The sequence below is a fragment of the Rhodococcus sp. IEGM 1307 genome, from assembly GCF_030056915.1.
Taxonomy (GTDB): Bacteria; Actinomycetota; Actinomycetes; order Mycobacteriales; family Mycobacteriaceae; genus Rhodococcus_F; species Rhodococcus_F opacus_D.
The window spans coordinates 390,631-405,246 of record NZ_JASHKW010000007.1; the positions used below are offsets into that span (position 1 = coordinate 390,631).

Genomic DNA, 14,616 nt, shown 5'->3' on the forward strand with positions numbered 1-14,616 from the left:
GCAGACAGGCACAGGCGGGTGACCGGTTCTCCGGCAGCGAGCTGATCAGCTCGTGCGGGTGAGCTGGTCACCTACCGCTCTCAACGCCTCGAGGTCCGACACCTCGAACGGCAGCGAGGGCACGCCGACGATCGGCACCCGAGGGTGGGCGGCCGTGAACCGGCTCAGCAGTTGGACCTCACGCTTGGCGATCACCGCCCGATGGGCGTGGATTCGCAGCACAGCGGCGGTGAGGGGGTCTTGGTCCCCGAGTTGGTCGGCGGCAGTGACCGCATGATCGGCCGACAGGGAGCTGAGAGTGGGGTGCGTCCGATTCAGGACGAGGCCCGCGAGCGGCATTTCGTCGCCTGCGAGCCGGTCGACGAAGAACGCCGCCTCCCGCAGTGCATCCGGCTCCGCCGCCGCGATCACCAGAAACTTCGTTCCCGGCTGCCGGAGCAATTCGTAAGTGCGCGTGGCTCTTTCCCGGAAACCGCCGAACATCGAGTCCAGTGACTGCACGAAACTCGAGGCGTCCGACAGCATCTGACTGCCCACGATGGTGGAGACGCCGCGCAGCGCCAGGCCCATCGCACCGGTGACGAGCCGGGTGAGACCTCGGCCCGGCGCGGTGAGCAGCCGGATCATGCGACCGTCGAGGAACGCGCCCAGGCGCTGGGGTGCGTCGAGGAAGTCCAGAGCGTTGCGGGACGGCGGGGTGTCGACGATCACCAGGTCCCACTTGTCGCTGGAGGCCAGCTGCCCCAGCTTCTCCATCGCCATGTACTCCTGCGTTCCCGAGAACGAGGTGGCGACGGTCTGATAGAAGGGGTTCGCGAGAATCTGCTCCGCCTTCTCCGGTGTGGAGTGCTCGATCACCATCTCGTCGAACGTGCGACGCATGTTGAGCATCATCGCGTGCAGTTCGCCTGTCGCGTCCGGTCCGAGCTGCACGGGTTGCGGCGTGTTGTCGAGTTCCGCGACGCCGAGCGCCTGCGCGAGCCGGCGCGCCGGGTCGATGGTCAGCACGACCACCTTTCGCCCCTGCTCCGCCGCACGCAGTGCCAGCGACGCGGCCGTGGTGGTCTTGCCGACGCCACCGGCGCCGCAGCACACGACGATCCGTGTGGTCCTGTTCGCCAGAATCCCCGCGACATCGAGAGCGGAGGCGGTGCGGCGACGCTCGTGTTCAGTTGTCTGGGTCATCGGACACCCTGTTCCGTCAGATATTCGGCGAGTTCGTACAGTCCGCCCAGGTCGACACCGTCGGCGAGGGACGGCAGATGCAACCGCGCCCCGTCCACTTCGCTGAGTGCTCCGGCACTCTCCTCCTGCGCTTCGAGGACGGACGCGTGCTCGATCGTCTCGGTGAGCAACCCGGCGAAATCGTCTTCGTCGAGGGTGATCCCGCTCTTCTGCAGTCCGGCCCGGATGGCCTCGGCGTCGATGCGGCCCTTCGCGGCGTCGGCCAGCGTCTCGGCGGGCAGGAACTGCGGGCTGGTGCGGTTGACCACGATGGTGCCCAGTCGCAGATCGGCGCGGGCCAGTTCCTCTGCGGCGTCGGTGGTCTCCTGCACCGGAAGCGCCTCGAGCAGCGTCACGAGGTGGACGACGGTCTCGTCGGAATGCAGCAGGCGCACCACGCCCTCACTCTGCGAACGCACCGGCCCGCCCTTCGCGAGGTCCGCCATCGCCTTCGTCACGTCGAGGAAGTTGCCGATCCGCCCGGTCGGTGGGGCGTCGACGACGACGGCGTCGTACACCCGCTTGCCGGACTTGTCGGTGCGGACGACACATTCCTTGATCTTGCCGGTCAGCAGCACGTCCCGAAGCCCGGGTGCGATGGTGGTGGCGAACTCGATGGCGCCGAACTTGCGCATCGCACGGCCGGCGAAACCGAGGTTGTAGAACATCTCGAGGTATTCGAGGAACGCGGTCTCGATGTCGATGGCCAGCGCCATGACCTCCCCGCCACCCTCGGCGGCCGCGACTTTCGTCTCCTGCGGCGGCAGCGGTGGCACGTCGAAGAGCTGGGCTATCCCCTGCCGGCCCTCGACTTCCACCAGCAGCACGCGACGCCCACCCTCGGCCAGCGCGAGAGCCAACGCGGCGGCCACCGTGGACTTTCCGGTGCCGCCCTTTCCGGAGACGAAGTGCAGCCGGGCCTGCGCGGCCTTCTCGGGCCACGTCGGGGTGAGCTGGTCTGGGGATGCAACCACGGGTCGAGCCTATAAGTCTGGGAGCCGGGATGTGCGGGGGATAGGCTCACCGGCATGAGTGAATTGACTTCCTGGGAGTACGCCACCGTTCCGCTGCTCACACATGCGACCAAGCAGATCCTCGACCAGTGGGGCACCGACGGCTGGGAACTGGTGACGGTTCTGCCCGGGCCCACCGGTGAGCAGCACGTCGCGTACCTGAAGCGTCCGAAGGGCTGACGGCCGTGGCAGAGACACAGAACTGGTCCGCGCGCCTCGCCGAACTCGGCATCACGCTGCCGTCCGTCGTTCCGCCGGTGGCCGCCTACGTGCCCGCCGTGCGCACCGGCAACTACGTCTACACGTCGGGGCAGCTGCCGATCGTCGAGGGCAAGCTGACGATCGCGGGCAAGCTCGGCGCCGGCGTGTCGGACGAAGACGCCAAGGCCGCGGCCCGGGCCTGCGCACTCAACGCGCTGGCGGCGGTCGACGCGCTCGTCGGCATCGACTCGGTGGTGCGGATCGTGAAGGTCGTCGGATTCGTCGCGTCCGCCGAGGGATTCACCGGTCAGCCCGGTGTGGTGAACGGCGCTTCGGAATTCCTCGGCGAGGTGTTCGGGGACGCGGGTGCCCACGCGCGTTCGGCCGTCGGCGTCGCGGAACTGCCGCTCGGCGCCCCCGTCGAGGTGGAACTGATCGCCGAAGTGCAGCCGGAGTCGTAGTGCCATGACTCTTGCCCATCCGGCCTACGCCCAGGTGCGGGAGGTCACCCCGATCGTCTCGGTGATGCTCGAGAACAATCCCGGCATGATGACGCTCGACGGAACCAACACGTGGATTCTGCGTGCGCCGGGCCGGGACGAGTGTGTGGTGGTCGACCCGGGTGACGCCGACGAGGAGCATCTCGCCCGCGTCGCGGCACTCGGACCGGTCGCACTGACGCTGATCACTCACCGTCATTTCGACCACACCGGGGGAGTGCAGCGGTTCTTCGAACTCACCGGCGCGCCCGTGCGTTCGGTGGACCCCGAATTTCTTCGCGGCGGCGGCGAAACCCTCGTGGACGGCGAGACCATCGACGTCGCGGGGCTCACCCTCACGGTGTTCGCCACGCCCGGGCACACGAAGGATTCGGTGTCCTTCACCGTGGAAGGTGAGGGCACCGTCCTCACCGGCGACACGATCCTCGGCCGCGGCACCACGGTGCTCGACGACACGGACGGCGACCTCGGCGACTATCTGTCGTCGCTGCGCCGCCTGCTGGACCTCGGAACCGGACACCGGGTGATGCCCGGCCACGGACCCGAACTGCCCGAACTGAACGTCGTCGCGCAGCAGTACCTCGATCATCGCGAGGAGCGGCTCGACCAGGTGCGGGCCGCGATCGAGGCACTCGGGGGCACACCCACCGTTCGCGAGGTGGTCGAGCACGTCTACTCCGACGTCGACCCCAAGTTGTGGCCGGTGGCGGAGAAGTCCGTCAACGTGCAGCTCGCTTACCTGCGCAGCCACGACTGACCACTGAACGACTGCGGCCACCCCCTCGATGTGAGGGGGTGGCCGCAGTCGTAGGTGCGGGAACTACCGTGCGCGACGTGCCAGGCGCTCGGAGTCGGAGATCAGCACGCTCTTGCCTTCGAGGCGCAGCCATCCGCGGTGCGCGAAGTCGGCGAGCGCCTTGTTGACGGTCTCACGGGAAGCGCCGACGAGCTGGGCGATCTCTTCCTGCGTGAGGTCGTGGGTGACGCGGAGCGAGCCCGCCTCCTGGGTGCCGAACCGCTGCGCGAGCTGCAGCAGCGCCTTGGCGACACGACCGGGGACGTCCGTGAAGATGAGGTCGGCCAGGTTGTTGTTGGTACGACGCAGACGGCGCGCGAGCACCCGCAGGAGCTGTTCGGCGATCTCGGGGCGGTGGTCGATCCACGCCTTGAGCGCTTCGCGGTCCATGCTGACGGCGCGGACCTCGGTGACCGTCGTGGCGGTGGACGTACGCGGGCCCGGGTCGAAGATGGACAGCTCACCGAACATGTCGGACGGGCCCATGATCGTCAGCAGGTTCTCACGGCCGTCCGGCGAGCGGCGACCGATCTTCACCTTGCCCGAAACGATGATGTACAGGCGGTCACCGGGCTCACCTTCGTTGAAGATGACATGTCCGCGGGGGAAGTCGACAGGCTGCAGCTGCTTGGTCAGCGCCGCTACCGCTGAGGGCTCGACTCCTTGGAAGATGCCGGCTCTTGCCAGGACGTCGTCCACGTGCGCTCCTTGGGAATATTGTTCGTCTGTATGCATATTGTGCGCGATTTGCTGCATGTCGACGATGCCCCGGTGATCCGCGGCGTGTCGCTGTGCAACAGGTACGGCTCTGAAGTCTACGTTGAGACGGCTCGGTCTGAGTGACCGATACCACGGAAGTCGCAAAAGTTAACCGGAGGATGCGTCCTGCGGTGTGCTGTTTCGGGGGCTTCCCAGCGCTCAGCTGGCGCGCCGCGAGCCCACTTCGGTGACGGCGGCGTCGTCGGATTCGAAGCCCGACCGACCCTTGCGCCGTCGATGGAAGCGTGCCAATGCGTGGGGAAAACCTTCGTGGGCCAGGGTGGCCACTTCGTCGTGACTTGCCTGGTCGAGGAACTCTTCCACCTCTTGCTGACGAACCGTGAGCCGGCGGAGTCTGAACTCCACCCGCTCCATTGCCAGCGCAAACAGCATCAGCAGCACTGGGAAGAGGACCACAGCGAGACCTTGCATACCGGGAAGTAAACACTGCAAATGTCTCAGAAGCGACACAGCGGCGATTCGGATCGGTCGGGTATCCGTAGAGTTGATCCCGTGCATGCGACCCCCAGCGACGGCTCCGAAGTGCGTGGACGCACCCGTTCGCGGGCCGCGAAGCAGGACGAAACCCGGCTCGGACTCGTCCGGCGCGCCCGGAGAATGAACCGGCGGCTCGCCGAGGCCTTCCCGCACGTCTACTGCGAGCTCGACTTCACCACCCCACTCGACCTCGCCGTCGCGACCATCCTCTCCGCGCAGTGCACTGACGTGCGGGTGAACATGGTGACGCCGGCGCTGTTCGCCCGCTATCCCGACGCCAAGGCGTACGCGGAGGCCGAACGCACCGAACTCGAGGAGTACATCCGGTCCACGGGTTTCTACCGAAACAAGACGAATTCTCTGATCGGGCTCGGGCAGGCTCTGCTCGAACGGTTCGACGGCGAGGTCCCCGGCAACCTGAAGGACCTCGTGACGCTCCCCGGGATCGGCCGGAAGACGGCCAACGTGATCCTCGGCAACGCGTTCGATGTGCCCGGAATCACCGTCGACACCCACTTCGGGAGGCTCGTCCGACGCTGGAAGTGGACCGAGGAGGAAGACCCGGTCAAGGTCGAGCACGCGATCGGCGCCCTGATCGAGCGCAAGGAGTGGACGCTGCTCTCGCACCGGGTGATCTTCCACGGCAGGCGTGTCTGCCATGCCCGCAAGCCCGCCTGCGGGGTGTGTGTACTCGCCAAGGACTGTCCGTCGTACGGGCTCGGTCCGATCGACCCGGACGTCGCCGCAGAACTGGTTCGTGGACCGGAGACGGAGCATCTGCTGCGTCTGGCCGGCAGGTGAGGGTAGATACGAGTGTCTAGCGCAGCGCGGTGGAGTCTGGCCGCCCTCGTGGTCGTGGTGGCTCTCGTCGTCGCGATCTGGCCGCGGGGCGACGACGCGGAGATGCCGTCGTACCAGGATCGGTTCGGTTCGGGTGGTAGCACCCCGACGGCGGTGAGCGCCGATCCCGACGCGCTCGCGGCACTGAGGACGCAGGCGGGGTTGGCATCGTGCCCCGCCGCGACGGCCACGTCCGAGCCGTCGCCGGGTGCGGTCCTGTCCGGCATCACACTGGAATGCGTGGGCGACGGCAGCCAGGTGGATCTGGCAGCCGCGCTCGGTGGTAAACCGGCGCTGCTGAATCTGTGGGCCTATTGGTGCGGCCCCTGCGCCGAGGAGCTGCCCTTTATGCAGCAGTTTTCGGATCGTGCGGGTGACGCGGTTACCGTGCTTACGGTGCACACCGATCCCAACGAGTCCAGCGCGCTGTCCCGGCTCGTCGATTACTCCGTCACCCTGCCCGGTGTGCAGGACGCCGACGGGCGTGTCCGCGCCGCGGTCGGAGCCCCGCCCGTCCTGCCCGTCTCGGTGCTGATCCGGCCGGACGGCACGGTGGCCAAGGTCCTGCCGCAGCCGTTCCGCAGCGTCGACGAGATCGCGGACGCCGTCGAACAGAACCTGGGGGTGGCGGCATGACGAACTCCGTGGACGGTGTCGCCGTTCCGCCCTGGCTGCGCCGCGTCGTGCACCGGACCCCGGCCGACCCGCACAAGATCAACCCCGTCCTCGATCGGCGCGCACCCCGCGGCGCGACCACCCGTGAGGCGGCGGTGCTCGTGTTGTTCGGCGGCCCCGTCGAGGCGGACCCGCTGATGTCGGGAGGCCTGCCCGCCGACGCCGACATCCTGCTCACCCAGCGTGCGTCCACGATGCGGCAGCACAGCGGCCAGGTGGCATTCCCCGGCGGCGCCAGCGATCCCGGCGACGAGGGCCCCATCGCCACCGCGCTGCGGGAGGCGCAGGAGGAGACGGGACTCGACCCCTCCGGTGTCCGCCCGCTTGCCGTGCTCGAGGAGATCTTCATCCCGCCGTCCGGTTTCGACGTCACTCCCGTCCTGGCGTACTGGGAGAGGCCCAGCGCTGTCGGCGTGGTCGATCCCGCGGAGGCCGAACGTGTCGCCCGGGTGCCCGTGCACACCCTGATCGATCCGCGGAACCGGTTCCAGGTGCGTCACCCGGCCGGCTACCAGGGGCCCGCGTTCGCCGTCGACGGCATGCTCGTGTGGGGTTTCACGGCCGGCATCCTGGCCGCTCTGTTCGCGGTCTCCGGCTGGGAACAGGAGTGGGACCGCCACGACATCCGCGACCTCGACACCGTCCTCGCCGAACTCGACAACGATCTGGACGACGATCATCTGACCCACGGTCACGGCCGGCCGGCGGCCGAGCGATGACGGGCTCGCACTGGATCGACCTGGCGATCGTGCTGATCGCCTTCGTCGCCGCGACGTCCGGCTGGCGGCAGGGTGCGGTGGCGTCGGTGCTCGCCTTCATCGGGGTCGTGCTCGGTGCGGTGGCGGGCATCCTGATCGCCCCGCACGTGCTGGTGCACGTGGACGAGGGCCGCGGTCGCGTGCTGGTCGGTATCGCCCTGATCGTGGTGCTGGTCATTGTCGGAGAAGTCGCGGGCATGGTCCTCGGCCGCGCCGCGCGGGGAAGTATGCACAGTCCGGTCGCGCGGTCCGTCGACAGCGTGATCGGCGCCTGCGTGCAGGCCGTCGCGGTGTTCGTCGCGGCGTGGCTGCTGGCGATCCCGCTCACGTCCTCATCCCAGCCTCAGCTGGCGGCGGCGGTGCGCGGGTCGAGTGTCCTCGAAACGGTCGACAACATCGCGCCCGCCTGGATGCGGCAACTGCCCACCGAGTTCACCGCCCTGCTCGACACGTCCGGGCTTCCCGACGTCATCGGGCCGTTCGGGCGCACCCCCATCACGACCGTCGACCCGCCGGACGCCAGCGTCCTGCAGAGCCCCGTCGCGTCCTCGCTGCAGTCGAGCGTCCTGCGGATCCGGGGTGTGGCCCCTAGTTGTCAGCGCGCGCTCGAGGGATCCGGTTTCGTCGTTGCCCCCGACCGGGTGATGACCAACGCCCACGTGGTCGCGGGCACGGCGGGGATCGTCGTCGACACCGCGAACGGGCCGATGGACGCGGAGGTCGTGCTGTTCGACCCGTCCGCCGACGTCGCGGTGCTCGAGGTGCCCGGACTGGACGCCCCCGTTCTGAACTTCGCGCCCGAGCCTGCGCAGACCGGCGACAACGCCCTGGTGCTCGGCTACCCGGGCGGCGGGCCGTACACGGCCAGCGCCGCGCGTGTCCGGGAGATCCTGGACCTCAGTGGTCCCGACATCTACCGGGCGGGAACGGTCCAGCGTGAGGTGTACACGGTCCGCGGTTCCATTCGGCAAGGCAACTCGGGCGGGCCGCTCGTCGACAGCGACGGCCGGGTGCTCGGGGTGGTGTTCGGCGCCGCCGTCGACAACAGCGACACCGGGTTCGTGCTCACCGCCGTCGAGGTGTCGCGTCAGCTGCAGGCGGCGTCCGGGGCGTCCGTCGCCGTGGACACCGGGGCGTGCATCCTCTGACGGTCGGTCAGACCGTGCGGGGTGCGACGAGATCCAGCAGGGCGGCGTTGACGCGTTCGGGGGCTTCCCAGTGCGCGTAGTGGCCGACACCGGGGACCGTCTGCATCTGCTGGGTGGGCGCGAAGCGGTGGCTGCGGCGCACGGTGTCCGCGAGCACGTACGGGTCGAGGTCGCCGTGGAGGTGCAGGACCGGGATCCGCAGTTTCTGATCCATCGACGCCATGAACCGGCTGCCCTCCGGCCGGAACTGGCTGCGGAACGCCCACCGCTGATACTCCAGGGTGCAGTGCGCGGTCCCGGGAATCTGGATCGCCGAGCGCATCCGTGACATCACGACGTCGAACTCCGGGTTCTCCGTCCAGGCCGGGCCGGAGCGTTCGCGGATCAACCGTTCGACCTCCGACCCGTTGTCCCGGGTGAGGTGACGTTCGGGACGCCACGGCACCTGGCAGGAGACGAACGAGGGCAGCAGGGCCTTGCGCTGGTAGCGGTCGTGGAGGACGGCCTGCTTGAGCGCGACGGGATGCGGCGAGCTGACCAGTGCGATCGACCGGACGAGGCGAGCGTGGAGAACGGCCGTGGCCCAGCAGACGAGGCCGCCGTCGGCGTGCCCGACGAGGGTTGCCTCGCCGTAGCCCATCGCCCGGATGAGGCCGGCGATGTCGCCGGCCAGCGTCCACCCGTCGTAGCCGCGCGGCGGTTTGTCGGAATCGCCGTAGCCGCGGAGGTCGACGGCGACGGCCCGGTATCCCTCCGCGGCCAGCGCGGTCAGCTGATGGCGCCACGACCACCAGAAGTCCGCGTATCCGTGCAGCAGGACGACGAGGGGCGCATCCGGTGCGGATGCGCCGACCTCGACGATGTGGAAGCGGATTCCGTTGGCATGGATGTCGCGATGAATCCAGGGGCCGTCGAAACGGACGGTAGACGGATCGGGTGGTGCCACAGGAGCGAGTTACCGCGCGTGACGTCCGCTGGACGACGCGAGATGGGCTTCCGCGTCCGAGTACGACGTCGGAAGGACCGTCTTGGCCTGCTTCAGGGAGTCGATGGTCTTCTCGGGCGCGCGGAGTTTGCGGACCCGCAGATAACCGAGCAGCGCGAGGATCGCCGTCACCACGAGCATGATCAGGAAGACGATCAGGAACGCCAGCCAGCGCGCGATCCACACGTCGAGGAGTTCGGCGAGGAAGAAGAAGAAGAAAAACGAGCTGAACAGCAGCACGGTGAACGCGAGGATGAAGAACAGGCTGCCCTGCAGGCCCTTCTTGACCTCACCGGTGACCTCGGCCTTGGCGAGCTCGACCTCGGCCCGGAACAGGGTGGACACCTGTGCGGTCGCATGCTTGACCAGCGTGCCGAGGCTCGCCTCGCCGGGTGTCTGAGCGTCCACGTCCGTGAGCGGGATCGACGACACCGTGTTCGGCACCCCGTCTCCCGTGTATCGCGGGCTGTCTCCCTTGCCGTGAGTGATGCTCACTTGTCGACCCCTCCAGGTAGCTCTTGCACTTCCGAGTCATCCTTCCGGGCCGCATGGGCCCGACCGCGTCGCCACAGTAACGCTGATCCGATCAGCGACGCTGTCAACGATGTCACGAGCACCGCGACCTTAGCTATCTCGGCCTCGCTGCCGTCACCGATTCCCGCAAGCGCGAGATCCGCTACGAGAAGGCTAACGGTGAACCCGATCGCACCGAGCACTGAGAGGGCAAACATGTCCCGGAACCCCAGTGCTCGCGGCTTCTTCGCGATACCCAGGCGGATCGCGAGCCAGGAGATGCCGAAGATGCCGACGGTCTTGCCGACGAGGAGCCCCGCGATCACGGACTGCGAGATGGGGTTGGTGAACAGCTGCCCGAGGAGCTCGCTGCTCAGGGCCACGCCGGACGCGAACAGGGCGAACAGCGGGACGCAGACGCCCGCCGACAGCGGCTGGATGCGGTGCTCGAGGCGGGCGCCCGGGGATTCTCTCTCGCCGGGGTCGCGCCGGACCCGGGTGAGGAGGCCGAGCGCGACACCGGCGAGGGTGGCGTGGATTCCGGCGTCGTGCACGCAGTACCAGGTGAGCAGTGCGAGTGGAACGTAGAGCAGTGGGGTGGTGATGCGCCGGTGCTGGGCGAACGCGTAGACGGCCAGGCACACGGCGGCGCCCAGCAGCCACAGCAGGGCGATCGAGCTGGTGAACAGGACCGCGATGAGCACGATCGCGAGGAGGTCGTCGACGACGGCCAGGCTGAGCAGGAACACCCGGGCGCTCGCGGGGATGCGAGACCCGGTCAGCGCCAGCACACCCAATGCGAACGCGATGTCGGTGGCGACCGGGATCGCCCAGCCCCGTTCCATGCCGGGTGTGCCGGCGCCGATCGTCGCGGCGATGATCGCGGGCACGACCACACCGCCGCAGGCCGCGATGATCGGGAGCAGGGCACGTTTGCGGTCGGCGAGTTCGCCCACCACCATTTCCCGCTTCAGTTCGAGGCCGGCGACGAAGAAGAAGACCGCCAGCAGCCCGTCCTGCGCCCACGTCCCGACCGTCAGATTCAGGTGGAGCGCCTGCGGGCCGATCTGCCAGTCGCGCAGTGCGAAGTACGAATCCGAGACGGGGGAGTTCGCCCACACGAGGGCGACCGCCGCGGCGATCAGCAGGATCGAACCGCCGACCGTCTCGGTGCGGAGATAGCGGGAGAGTTCGGAGCGGAGGGGCTGGGTCACCGGGGGCGCTCGCTTTCGATGTGGTCCGGGTACGGCAAATGCTCTGCCGACCAGACTTCCCGGCGCACCGAGAAGAGCTTATCCAATTTGCCAAGCGAAAGACACGAGGTGTTCAATTCCTAAGAAATGGACTCTCGTCCCAATAGTTGAAATAGCATCGTGCAGGAGTAAGTCGAGTGAGCAGTGCCGTCGATACGTCGAAGCCAGAACCGGACGGCGGGGCCACCGTCGCCGGCGTACCCAGAAGCCGGATCGTCGTCGCGAGCATGGTGGGAACATCCATCGAGTTCTACGACTTCTACATCTATGCCACCGCGGCCGTGTCGGTGTTCCCGCACCTGTTCTTCCCCAAGGGAAACGGCACCACCGCCCTGCTGGCATCGCTTGCCACCTTCGGTCTCGCCTTCGTCGCCCGGCCACTCGGCTCGATCCTGTTCGGCCACTTCGGCGACCGCATCGGACGCAAGACGACGCTCGTCGGCTCACTCCTCACCATGGGCATCGCCACGTTCGTGATCGGCCTGCTGCCGACGTACCACCAGATCGGCCTCGTCGCGCCCGCCCTGCTGGCGTTGATGCGCTTCTGCCAGGGTCTGGGGCTGGGCGGTGAGTGGAGTGGCGCGGCGTTGCTCGCGACCGAGACCGCACAGAAGGGCAAGCGGGCCTGGGCAGCCATGTGGCCGCAGCTCGGCGCACCCATCGGGTTCTTCCTCGCCAACGGTCTGTTCCTGATCATCACGCTGTTCCTGGACCACGACAACAGCACCCCCGACCTGGACGGCGCATTCCTGACCTGGGGCTGGCGTATCCCATTCCTGCTCAGCGCGATCATGGTGATGATCGGCCTGTACGTGCGGCTGAAGCTCGAGGAGACACCCGTGTTCGCCCGCGCGGTCGCGCGGGGCGAGAAGGTGAAGACCCCGCTGGCCGAGGTGTTCAAGACCAGCTGGCGTCAGCTGATCATCGGCACGTTCGTCATGCTCGCCACGTACACGCTCTTCTACATCATGACCACCTGGGTGCTCAGCTACGGCACCGGCAAGACCCCCGCCCAGGGCGGCACCGGAGCCGGCTTCCACTACACCGACTTCCTCGTCCTCCAGCTGATTGCGGTCCTGTTCTTCGCGGCCGCCGTCCCCGTCTCGGGGTGGCTGGCCGACCGCTTCGGTCGCCGCATCACGCTGCTCACGATCACCGGGCTCATCATGGTCTTCGGGCTCACGTTCGGTGTCATGCTGAACCAGGAGGGCATGGGCAACGCCCGCATGCTCGTATTCCTGGCCATCGGAATGTTGTTGATGGGCATGACCTTCGGACCGATGAGCGCCGTTCTGCCGGAGTTGTTCCCGACCAACGTGCGCTACACGGGTTCGGGGATCGCCTACAATACCGCCAGCATCCTCGGTGCCGCCGTCGCGCCGTTCATCGCCACCTGGCTCGCCACGTCGTACGGCGTCGGCTGGGTTGGCATCTACCTGCTGATCGCCGCCGCACTCACGTTCGTCGCGCTGCTCGTCATGCGCGAGACGCGCGACCAGTCGCTCGACGACGTAGGGGCGTAGTCCCCGTGCGCCTTTCTGGTTGTTCCAACTACCAGAAAGGCGCACGGGCTACGCCTATAGTTCTTGCATGGCGAAAGCCGTGCTGCTGTCCAGGACGGCCCGGATCCGGCTGCCGAAGCAGGATCTGTGGTCGTTCCTCGCCGATACCGATCGGCTCAACCGCAACATCGATCTGTCACCGGTGCACTTCGCTCCGATGCTGGACCGGCGGCGCAAGGGACACTATTCGGCGGAGACCCGTTCGTACGGGCGGCGGGTGCGGTACGAGGAGTTCCCGTTCGAGTGGATCGAGGGCCACTTCTACCAGGTACTTCGACGGTTCTCCCGCGGCCCGCTCGCGGAGGTCTCCACGGGTGTCCGGCTTCGCCCGGCCGCCGACGGGACCGACGTCGAGGTGTTCGCCCGGATCGTCCCGCGTACCTGGTTCGGGGCGATCGTGGCGCGAACCCTGCTGGCGCGCACGGGCATCCGGAAGACGGTGGCGCTCGCGCGGGCGTTGGAACTCCACATCCGCGACCCGCAGACGCATGCCGTGCCCGCGCTGCCGCCGCCGGAGCAACTCGACGCCGGCCGGCTGGAACTCCGCACGGCACAGCTGTCCCGATCGCACGATGCCCCGAACCTGATCGGGCGCTTGGAATCCCACCTGCGGACCGCGTCCGACCTGGAGGTGACGGGCATGCGACCGTTCGAGCTGGCGGACCGCTGGGGTGTCGATCGGATGCAACTGCTGTACGTCTTCCTCCACGCCGCGGACTGCGGCCTGCTGGACCTGAGCTGGAGCGTGCTGTGCCCGGTCTGCCGGACGGTCCGCGAGGACGCCGGCCGGATTCGACAACTGGCGAGCCGCGTCCACTGCGACACCTGCGACATTGCCTTCGACACCGACCTGGCACGGTCGGTGGAGATCCGCTTCGACGTCAACCCGGCCGTGCGCCGGGCGGAGCGGGCCCGGTACTGCATCGGTGGTCCGGCGAATTCCCCGTCGGCGGTGGCGCAGTTGCGGCTCGAGCCGGGCGAGCAGCGTTCCGAGCGGCTCGAAGTCGACCCGGGATGGTTGCGGCTCCGGTGCTATCAGGTGGGTGCCCCGGTGGCCTGCGAGGTCGGCTCTGCCGGCGGAACGCTGCGGGTCGAGTGCGGGCCCGGCGAACTCCGGGTGCATGGTTCACCCGACACCGGCGGGGCGATCCGGCTGGAGGTCGACAACCGGCTCCCCGGCGAGGCGCTGGTGGTGGTCGAGCGGGAGCGGTGGAAGGACGCCGCGGCGACCGGCGCGCTCGTCACGTCGCTCGACGGTTTCCAGGACCTGTTCCCGGATCAGGGGGTGGCGCCCGGCGACGAGATCGGGATAGCGAACCTGGCGGTGCTGTTCACGGATCTGAGCGGTTCGACCGCCCTGTACGAGCGCATCGGGGACGTCCGGGCGTTCGCGTTCGTGCAGAGCCATTTCCGCTACCTGCGTGACGCCGTGGTGCGCGAGAACGGCGGGGTGGTGAAGCAGATGGGCGACGCGGTGATGGCGACGTTCGCCGATGCGAGGGAGGCCTGGTCGGCGGCGGCGTCGATGCAGTCCGGCTGGGACGATTTCCGTCGCAGGCACCTCGGTGACGACGACTCGGTGGCGTTGAAGGTCGGGCTGCATCAGGGGCCCGCCGTGATGATCGACAACGACGGCCGGATCGACTACTTCGGCGCGACCGTCAACTTGGCGGCGCGGGTGCAGGGATGTGCGGCGGGCGGCGACATCGTCCTGTCCCGGGCCGTTCACGACGACCCGGAGGTGGCGCCGTTGCTGGCGGAATCGGACTACCGGTGCGACGTCTTCACGACCGGTCTGAAGGGTATCGGCGAGGAGCAGACGCTGTGGCGGCTTCGCCGCCCGTGAGTGGTTGAGGAGTGCAGGGACTCGTCAACCACTCACGGGGCGCGG

Annotated in this window: 16 protein-coding genes; 9 read left to right on the forward strand and 7 right to left on the reverse strand. The window is 68.1% G+C overall.

The features are described 5' to 3' along the window. Positions 1-45: 45 nt before the first annotated feature. Both bagB and bagA read right to left on the reverse strand, forming a co-directional pair. Positions 46-1,185 carry an ATPase BagB gene (bagB, locus tag QM841_RS16640; protein ID WP_105421794.1) on the reverse strand — a complete coding sequence of 380 codons (1,140 nt, stop codon included), beginning with the start codon at positions 1,183-1,185 and terminating at the stop codon, positions 46-48. Then, positions 1,182-2,198: an ATPase BagA gene (gene bagA / locus QM841_RS16645; RefSeq protein ID WP_283332826.1), complete on the reverse strand. Its 1,017-nt coding sequence runs from the start codon at positions 2,196-2,198 to the stop codon at positions 1,182-1,184. The genes bagB and bagA overlap by 4 nt, the downstream gene beginning before the upstream one ends. A 54-nt stretch (positions 2,199-2,252) precedes the next feature. On the opposite strand from bagA, the gene sp36 reads away from it, so the two are divergent. From sp36 to QM841_RS16660, 3 genes are read left to right on the forward strand one after another with little or no spacing between them, the layout of a single operon-like run. Further along, the gene (sp36, locus tag QM841_RS16650) at positions 2,253-2,417 is read left to right on the forward strand and encodes a Sp36 family protein (RefSeq protein ID WP_005248493.1); all 165 of its coding nucleotides are present in this window, start codon (positions 2,253-2,255) and stop codon (positions 2,415-2,417) included. Between the two features lie 5 nt (positions 2,418-2,422). Next, positions 2,423-2,899: a RidA family protein gene (locus QM841_RS16655; protein ID WP_009477371.1), complete on the forward strand. Its 477-nt coding sequence runs from the start codon at positions 2,423-2,425 to the stop codon at positions 2,897-2,899. A 4-nt stretch (positions 2,900-2,903) separates the two neighbouring features. After that, positions 2,904-3,695: an MBL fold metallo-hydrolase gene (locus QM841_RS16660; RefSeq protein ID WP_283332827.1), complete on the forward strand. Its 792-nt coding sequence runs from the start codon at positions 2,904-2,906 to the stop codon at positions 3,693-3,695. Between the two features lie 63 nt (positions 3,696-3,758). Here the strand turns inward: QM841_RS16660 and QM841_RS16665 are convergent, their stop codons facing one another. Together QM841_RS16665 and QM841_RS16670 are read right to left on the reverse strand one after the other, a co-directional pair. Continuing rightward, positions 3,759-4,433, reverse strand: coding sequence for a Crp/Fnr family transcriptional regulator (locus QM841_RS16665; protein WP_005256089.1), 675 nt, complete (start codon positions 4,431-4,433; stop codon positions 3,759-3,761). Positions 4,434-4,652: 219 nt separating this feature from the next. Continuing rightward, the gene (locus QM841_RS16670) at positions 4,653-4,925 is read right to left on the reverse strand and encodes a hypothetical protein (RefSeq protein ID WP_005248489.1); all 273 of its coding nucleotides are present in this window, start codon (positions 4,923-4,925) and stop codon (positions 4,653-4,655) included. A gap of 21 nt (positions 4,926-4,946) precedes the next feature. Here QM841_RS16670 and nth point away from each other — a divergent pair, with 21 nt between their 5' ends. From nth to marP, 4 genes are read left to right on the forward strand one after another with little or no spacing between them, the layout of a single operon-like run. Further along, positions 4,947-5,792, forward strand: a complete 846-nt coding sequence (gene nth / locus QM841_RS16675) for an endonuclease III (RefSeq protein ID WP_011596762.1) — start codon at positions 4,947-4,949, stop codon at positions 5,790-5,792. A gap of 12 nt (positions 5,793-5,804) precedes the next feature. Next, positions 5,805-6,467 (forward strand): TlpA family protein disulfide reductase, encoded by a 663-nt coding sequence (locus tag QM841_RS16680; RefSeq protein ID WP_280782908.1) that lies wholly within the window; start codon positions 5,805-5,807, stop codon positions 6,465-6,467. Then, a complete protein-coding gene (locus tag QM841_RS16685) occupies positions 6,464-7,225 on the forward strand; it encodes an NUDIX hydrolase (protein ID WP_283332828.1) in 762 nt (253 codons plus the stop codon). Before QM841_RS16680 ends, QM841_RS16685 begins: the two co-directional genes overlap by 4 nt. Further along, on the forward strand, positions 7,222-8,412 hold the full coding sequence (gene marP / locus QM841_RS16690) for an acid resistance serine protease MarP (protein ID WP_283332829.1): 1,191 nt from the start codon (positions 7,222-7,224) through the stop codon (positions 8,410-8,412). Before QM841_RS16685 ends, marP begins: the two co-directional genes overlap by 4 nt. A gap of 7 nt (positions 8,413-8,419) precedes the next feature. Here marP and QM841_RS16695 read toward each other — a convergent pair whose 3' ends face one another. The 3 genes from QM841_RS16695 to nhaA are packed head-to-tail and all read right to left on the reverse strand — an operon-like array spanning position 8,420 to position 11,124. Continuing rightward, complete coding sequence (locus QM841_RS16695) at positions 8,420-9,358, reverse strand: alpha/beta fold hydrolase (RefSeq protein WP_283332830.1); 939 nt, start codon at positions 9,356-9,358, stop codon at positions 8,420-8,422. 9 nt (positions 9,359-9,367) lie between these two features. After that, a complete protein-coding gene (locus QM841_RS16700; RefSeq protein ID WP_283332831.1) occupies positions 9,368-9,892 on the reverse strand; it encodes a phage holin family protein in 525 nt (174 codons plus the stop codon). Further along, a complete protein-coding gene (gene nhaA, locus QM841_RS16705) occupies positions 9,889-11,124 on the reverse strand; it encodes a Na+/H+ antiporter NhaA (RefSeq protein WP_283332832.1) in 1,236 nt (411 codons plus the stop codon). The genes QM841_RS16700 and nhaA overlap by 4 nt, the downstream gene beginning before the upstream one ends. A 176-nt stretch (positions 11,125-11,300) precedes the next feature. On the opposite strand from nhaA, the gene QM841_RS16710 reads away from it, so the two are divergent. Both QM841_RS16710 and QM841_RS16715 read left to right on the forward strand, forming a co-directional pair. Then, positions 11,301-12,686, forward strand: a complete 1,386-nt coding sequence (locus QM841_RS16710) for an MFS transporter (RefSeq protein WP_283332833.1) — start codon at positions 11,301-11,303, stop codon at positions 12,684-12,686. Positions 12,687-12,753: 67 nt separating this feature from the next. Continuing rightward, the gene (locus QM841_RS16715; protein ID WP_283332834.1) at positions 12,754-14,571 is read left to right on the forward strand and encodes an adenylate/guanylate cyclase domain-containing protein; all 1,818 of its coding nucleotides are present in this window, start codon (positions 12,754-12,756) and stop codon (positions 14,569-14,571) included. Positions 14,572-14,616: the final 45 nt, after the last annotated feature.

Coding starts and splice junctions, on each gene's coding strand:
- bagB (WP_105421794.1), bottom strand. CDS start 1,185: ATGACCCAGACAACTGAACACGAGCGTCGCCGCACCGCCTCCGCTCTC.
- sp36 (WP_005248493.1), top strand. CDS start 2,253: ATGAGTGAATTGACTTCCTGGGAGTACGCCACCGTTCCGCTGCTCACA.
- QM841_RS16660 (WP_283332827.1), top strand. CDS start 2,904: ATGACTCTTGCCCATCCGGCCTACGCCCAGGTGCGGGAGGTCACCCCG.
- QM841_RS16670 (WP_005248489.1), bottom strand. CDS start 4,925: ATGCAAGGTCTCGCTGTGGTCCTCTTCCCAGTGCTGCTGATGCTGTTT.
- nth (WP_011596762.1), top strand. CDS start 4,947: ATGTCTCAGAAGCGACACAGCGGCGATTCGGATCGGTCGGGTATCCGT.
- QM841_RS16685 (WP_283332828.1), top strand. CDS start 6,464: ATGACGAACTCCGTGGACGGTGTCGCCGTTCCGCCCTGGCTGCGCCGC.
- marP (WP_283332829.1), top strand. CDS start 7,222: ATGACGGGCTCGCACTGGATCGACCTGGCGATCGTGCTGATCGCCTTC.
- QM841_RS16715 (WP_283332834.1), top strand. CDS start 12,754: ATGGCGAAAGCCGTGCTGCTGTCCAGGACGGCCCGGATCCGGCTGCCG.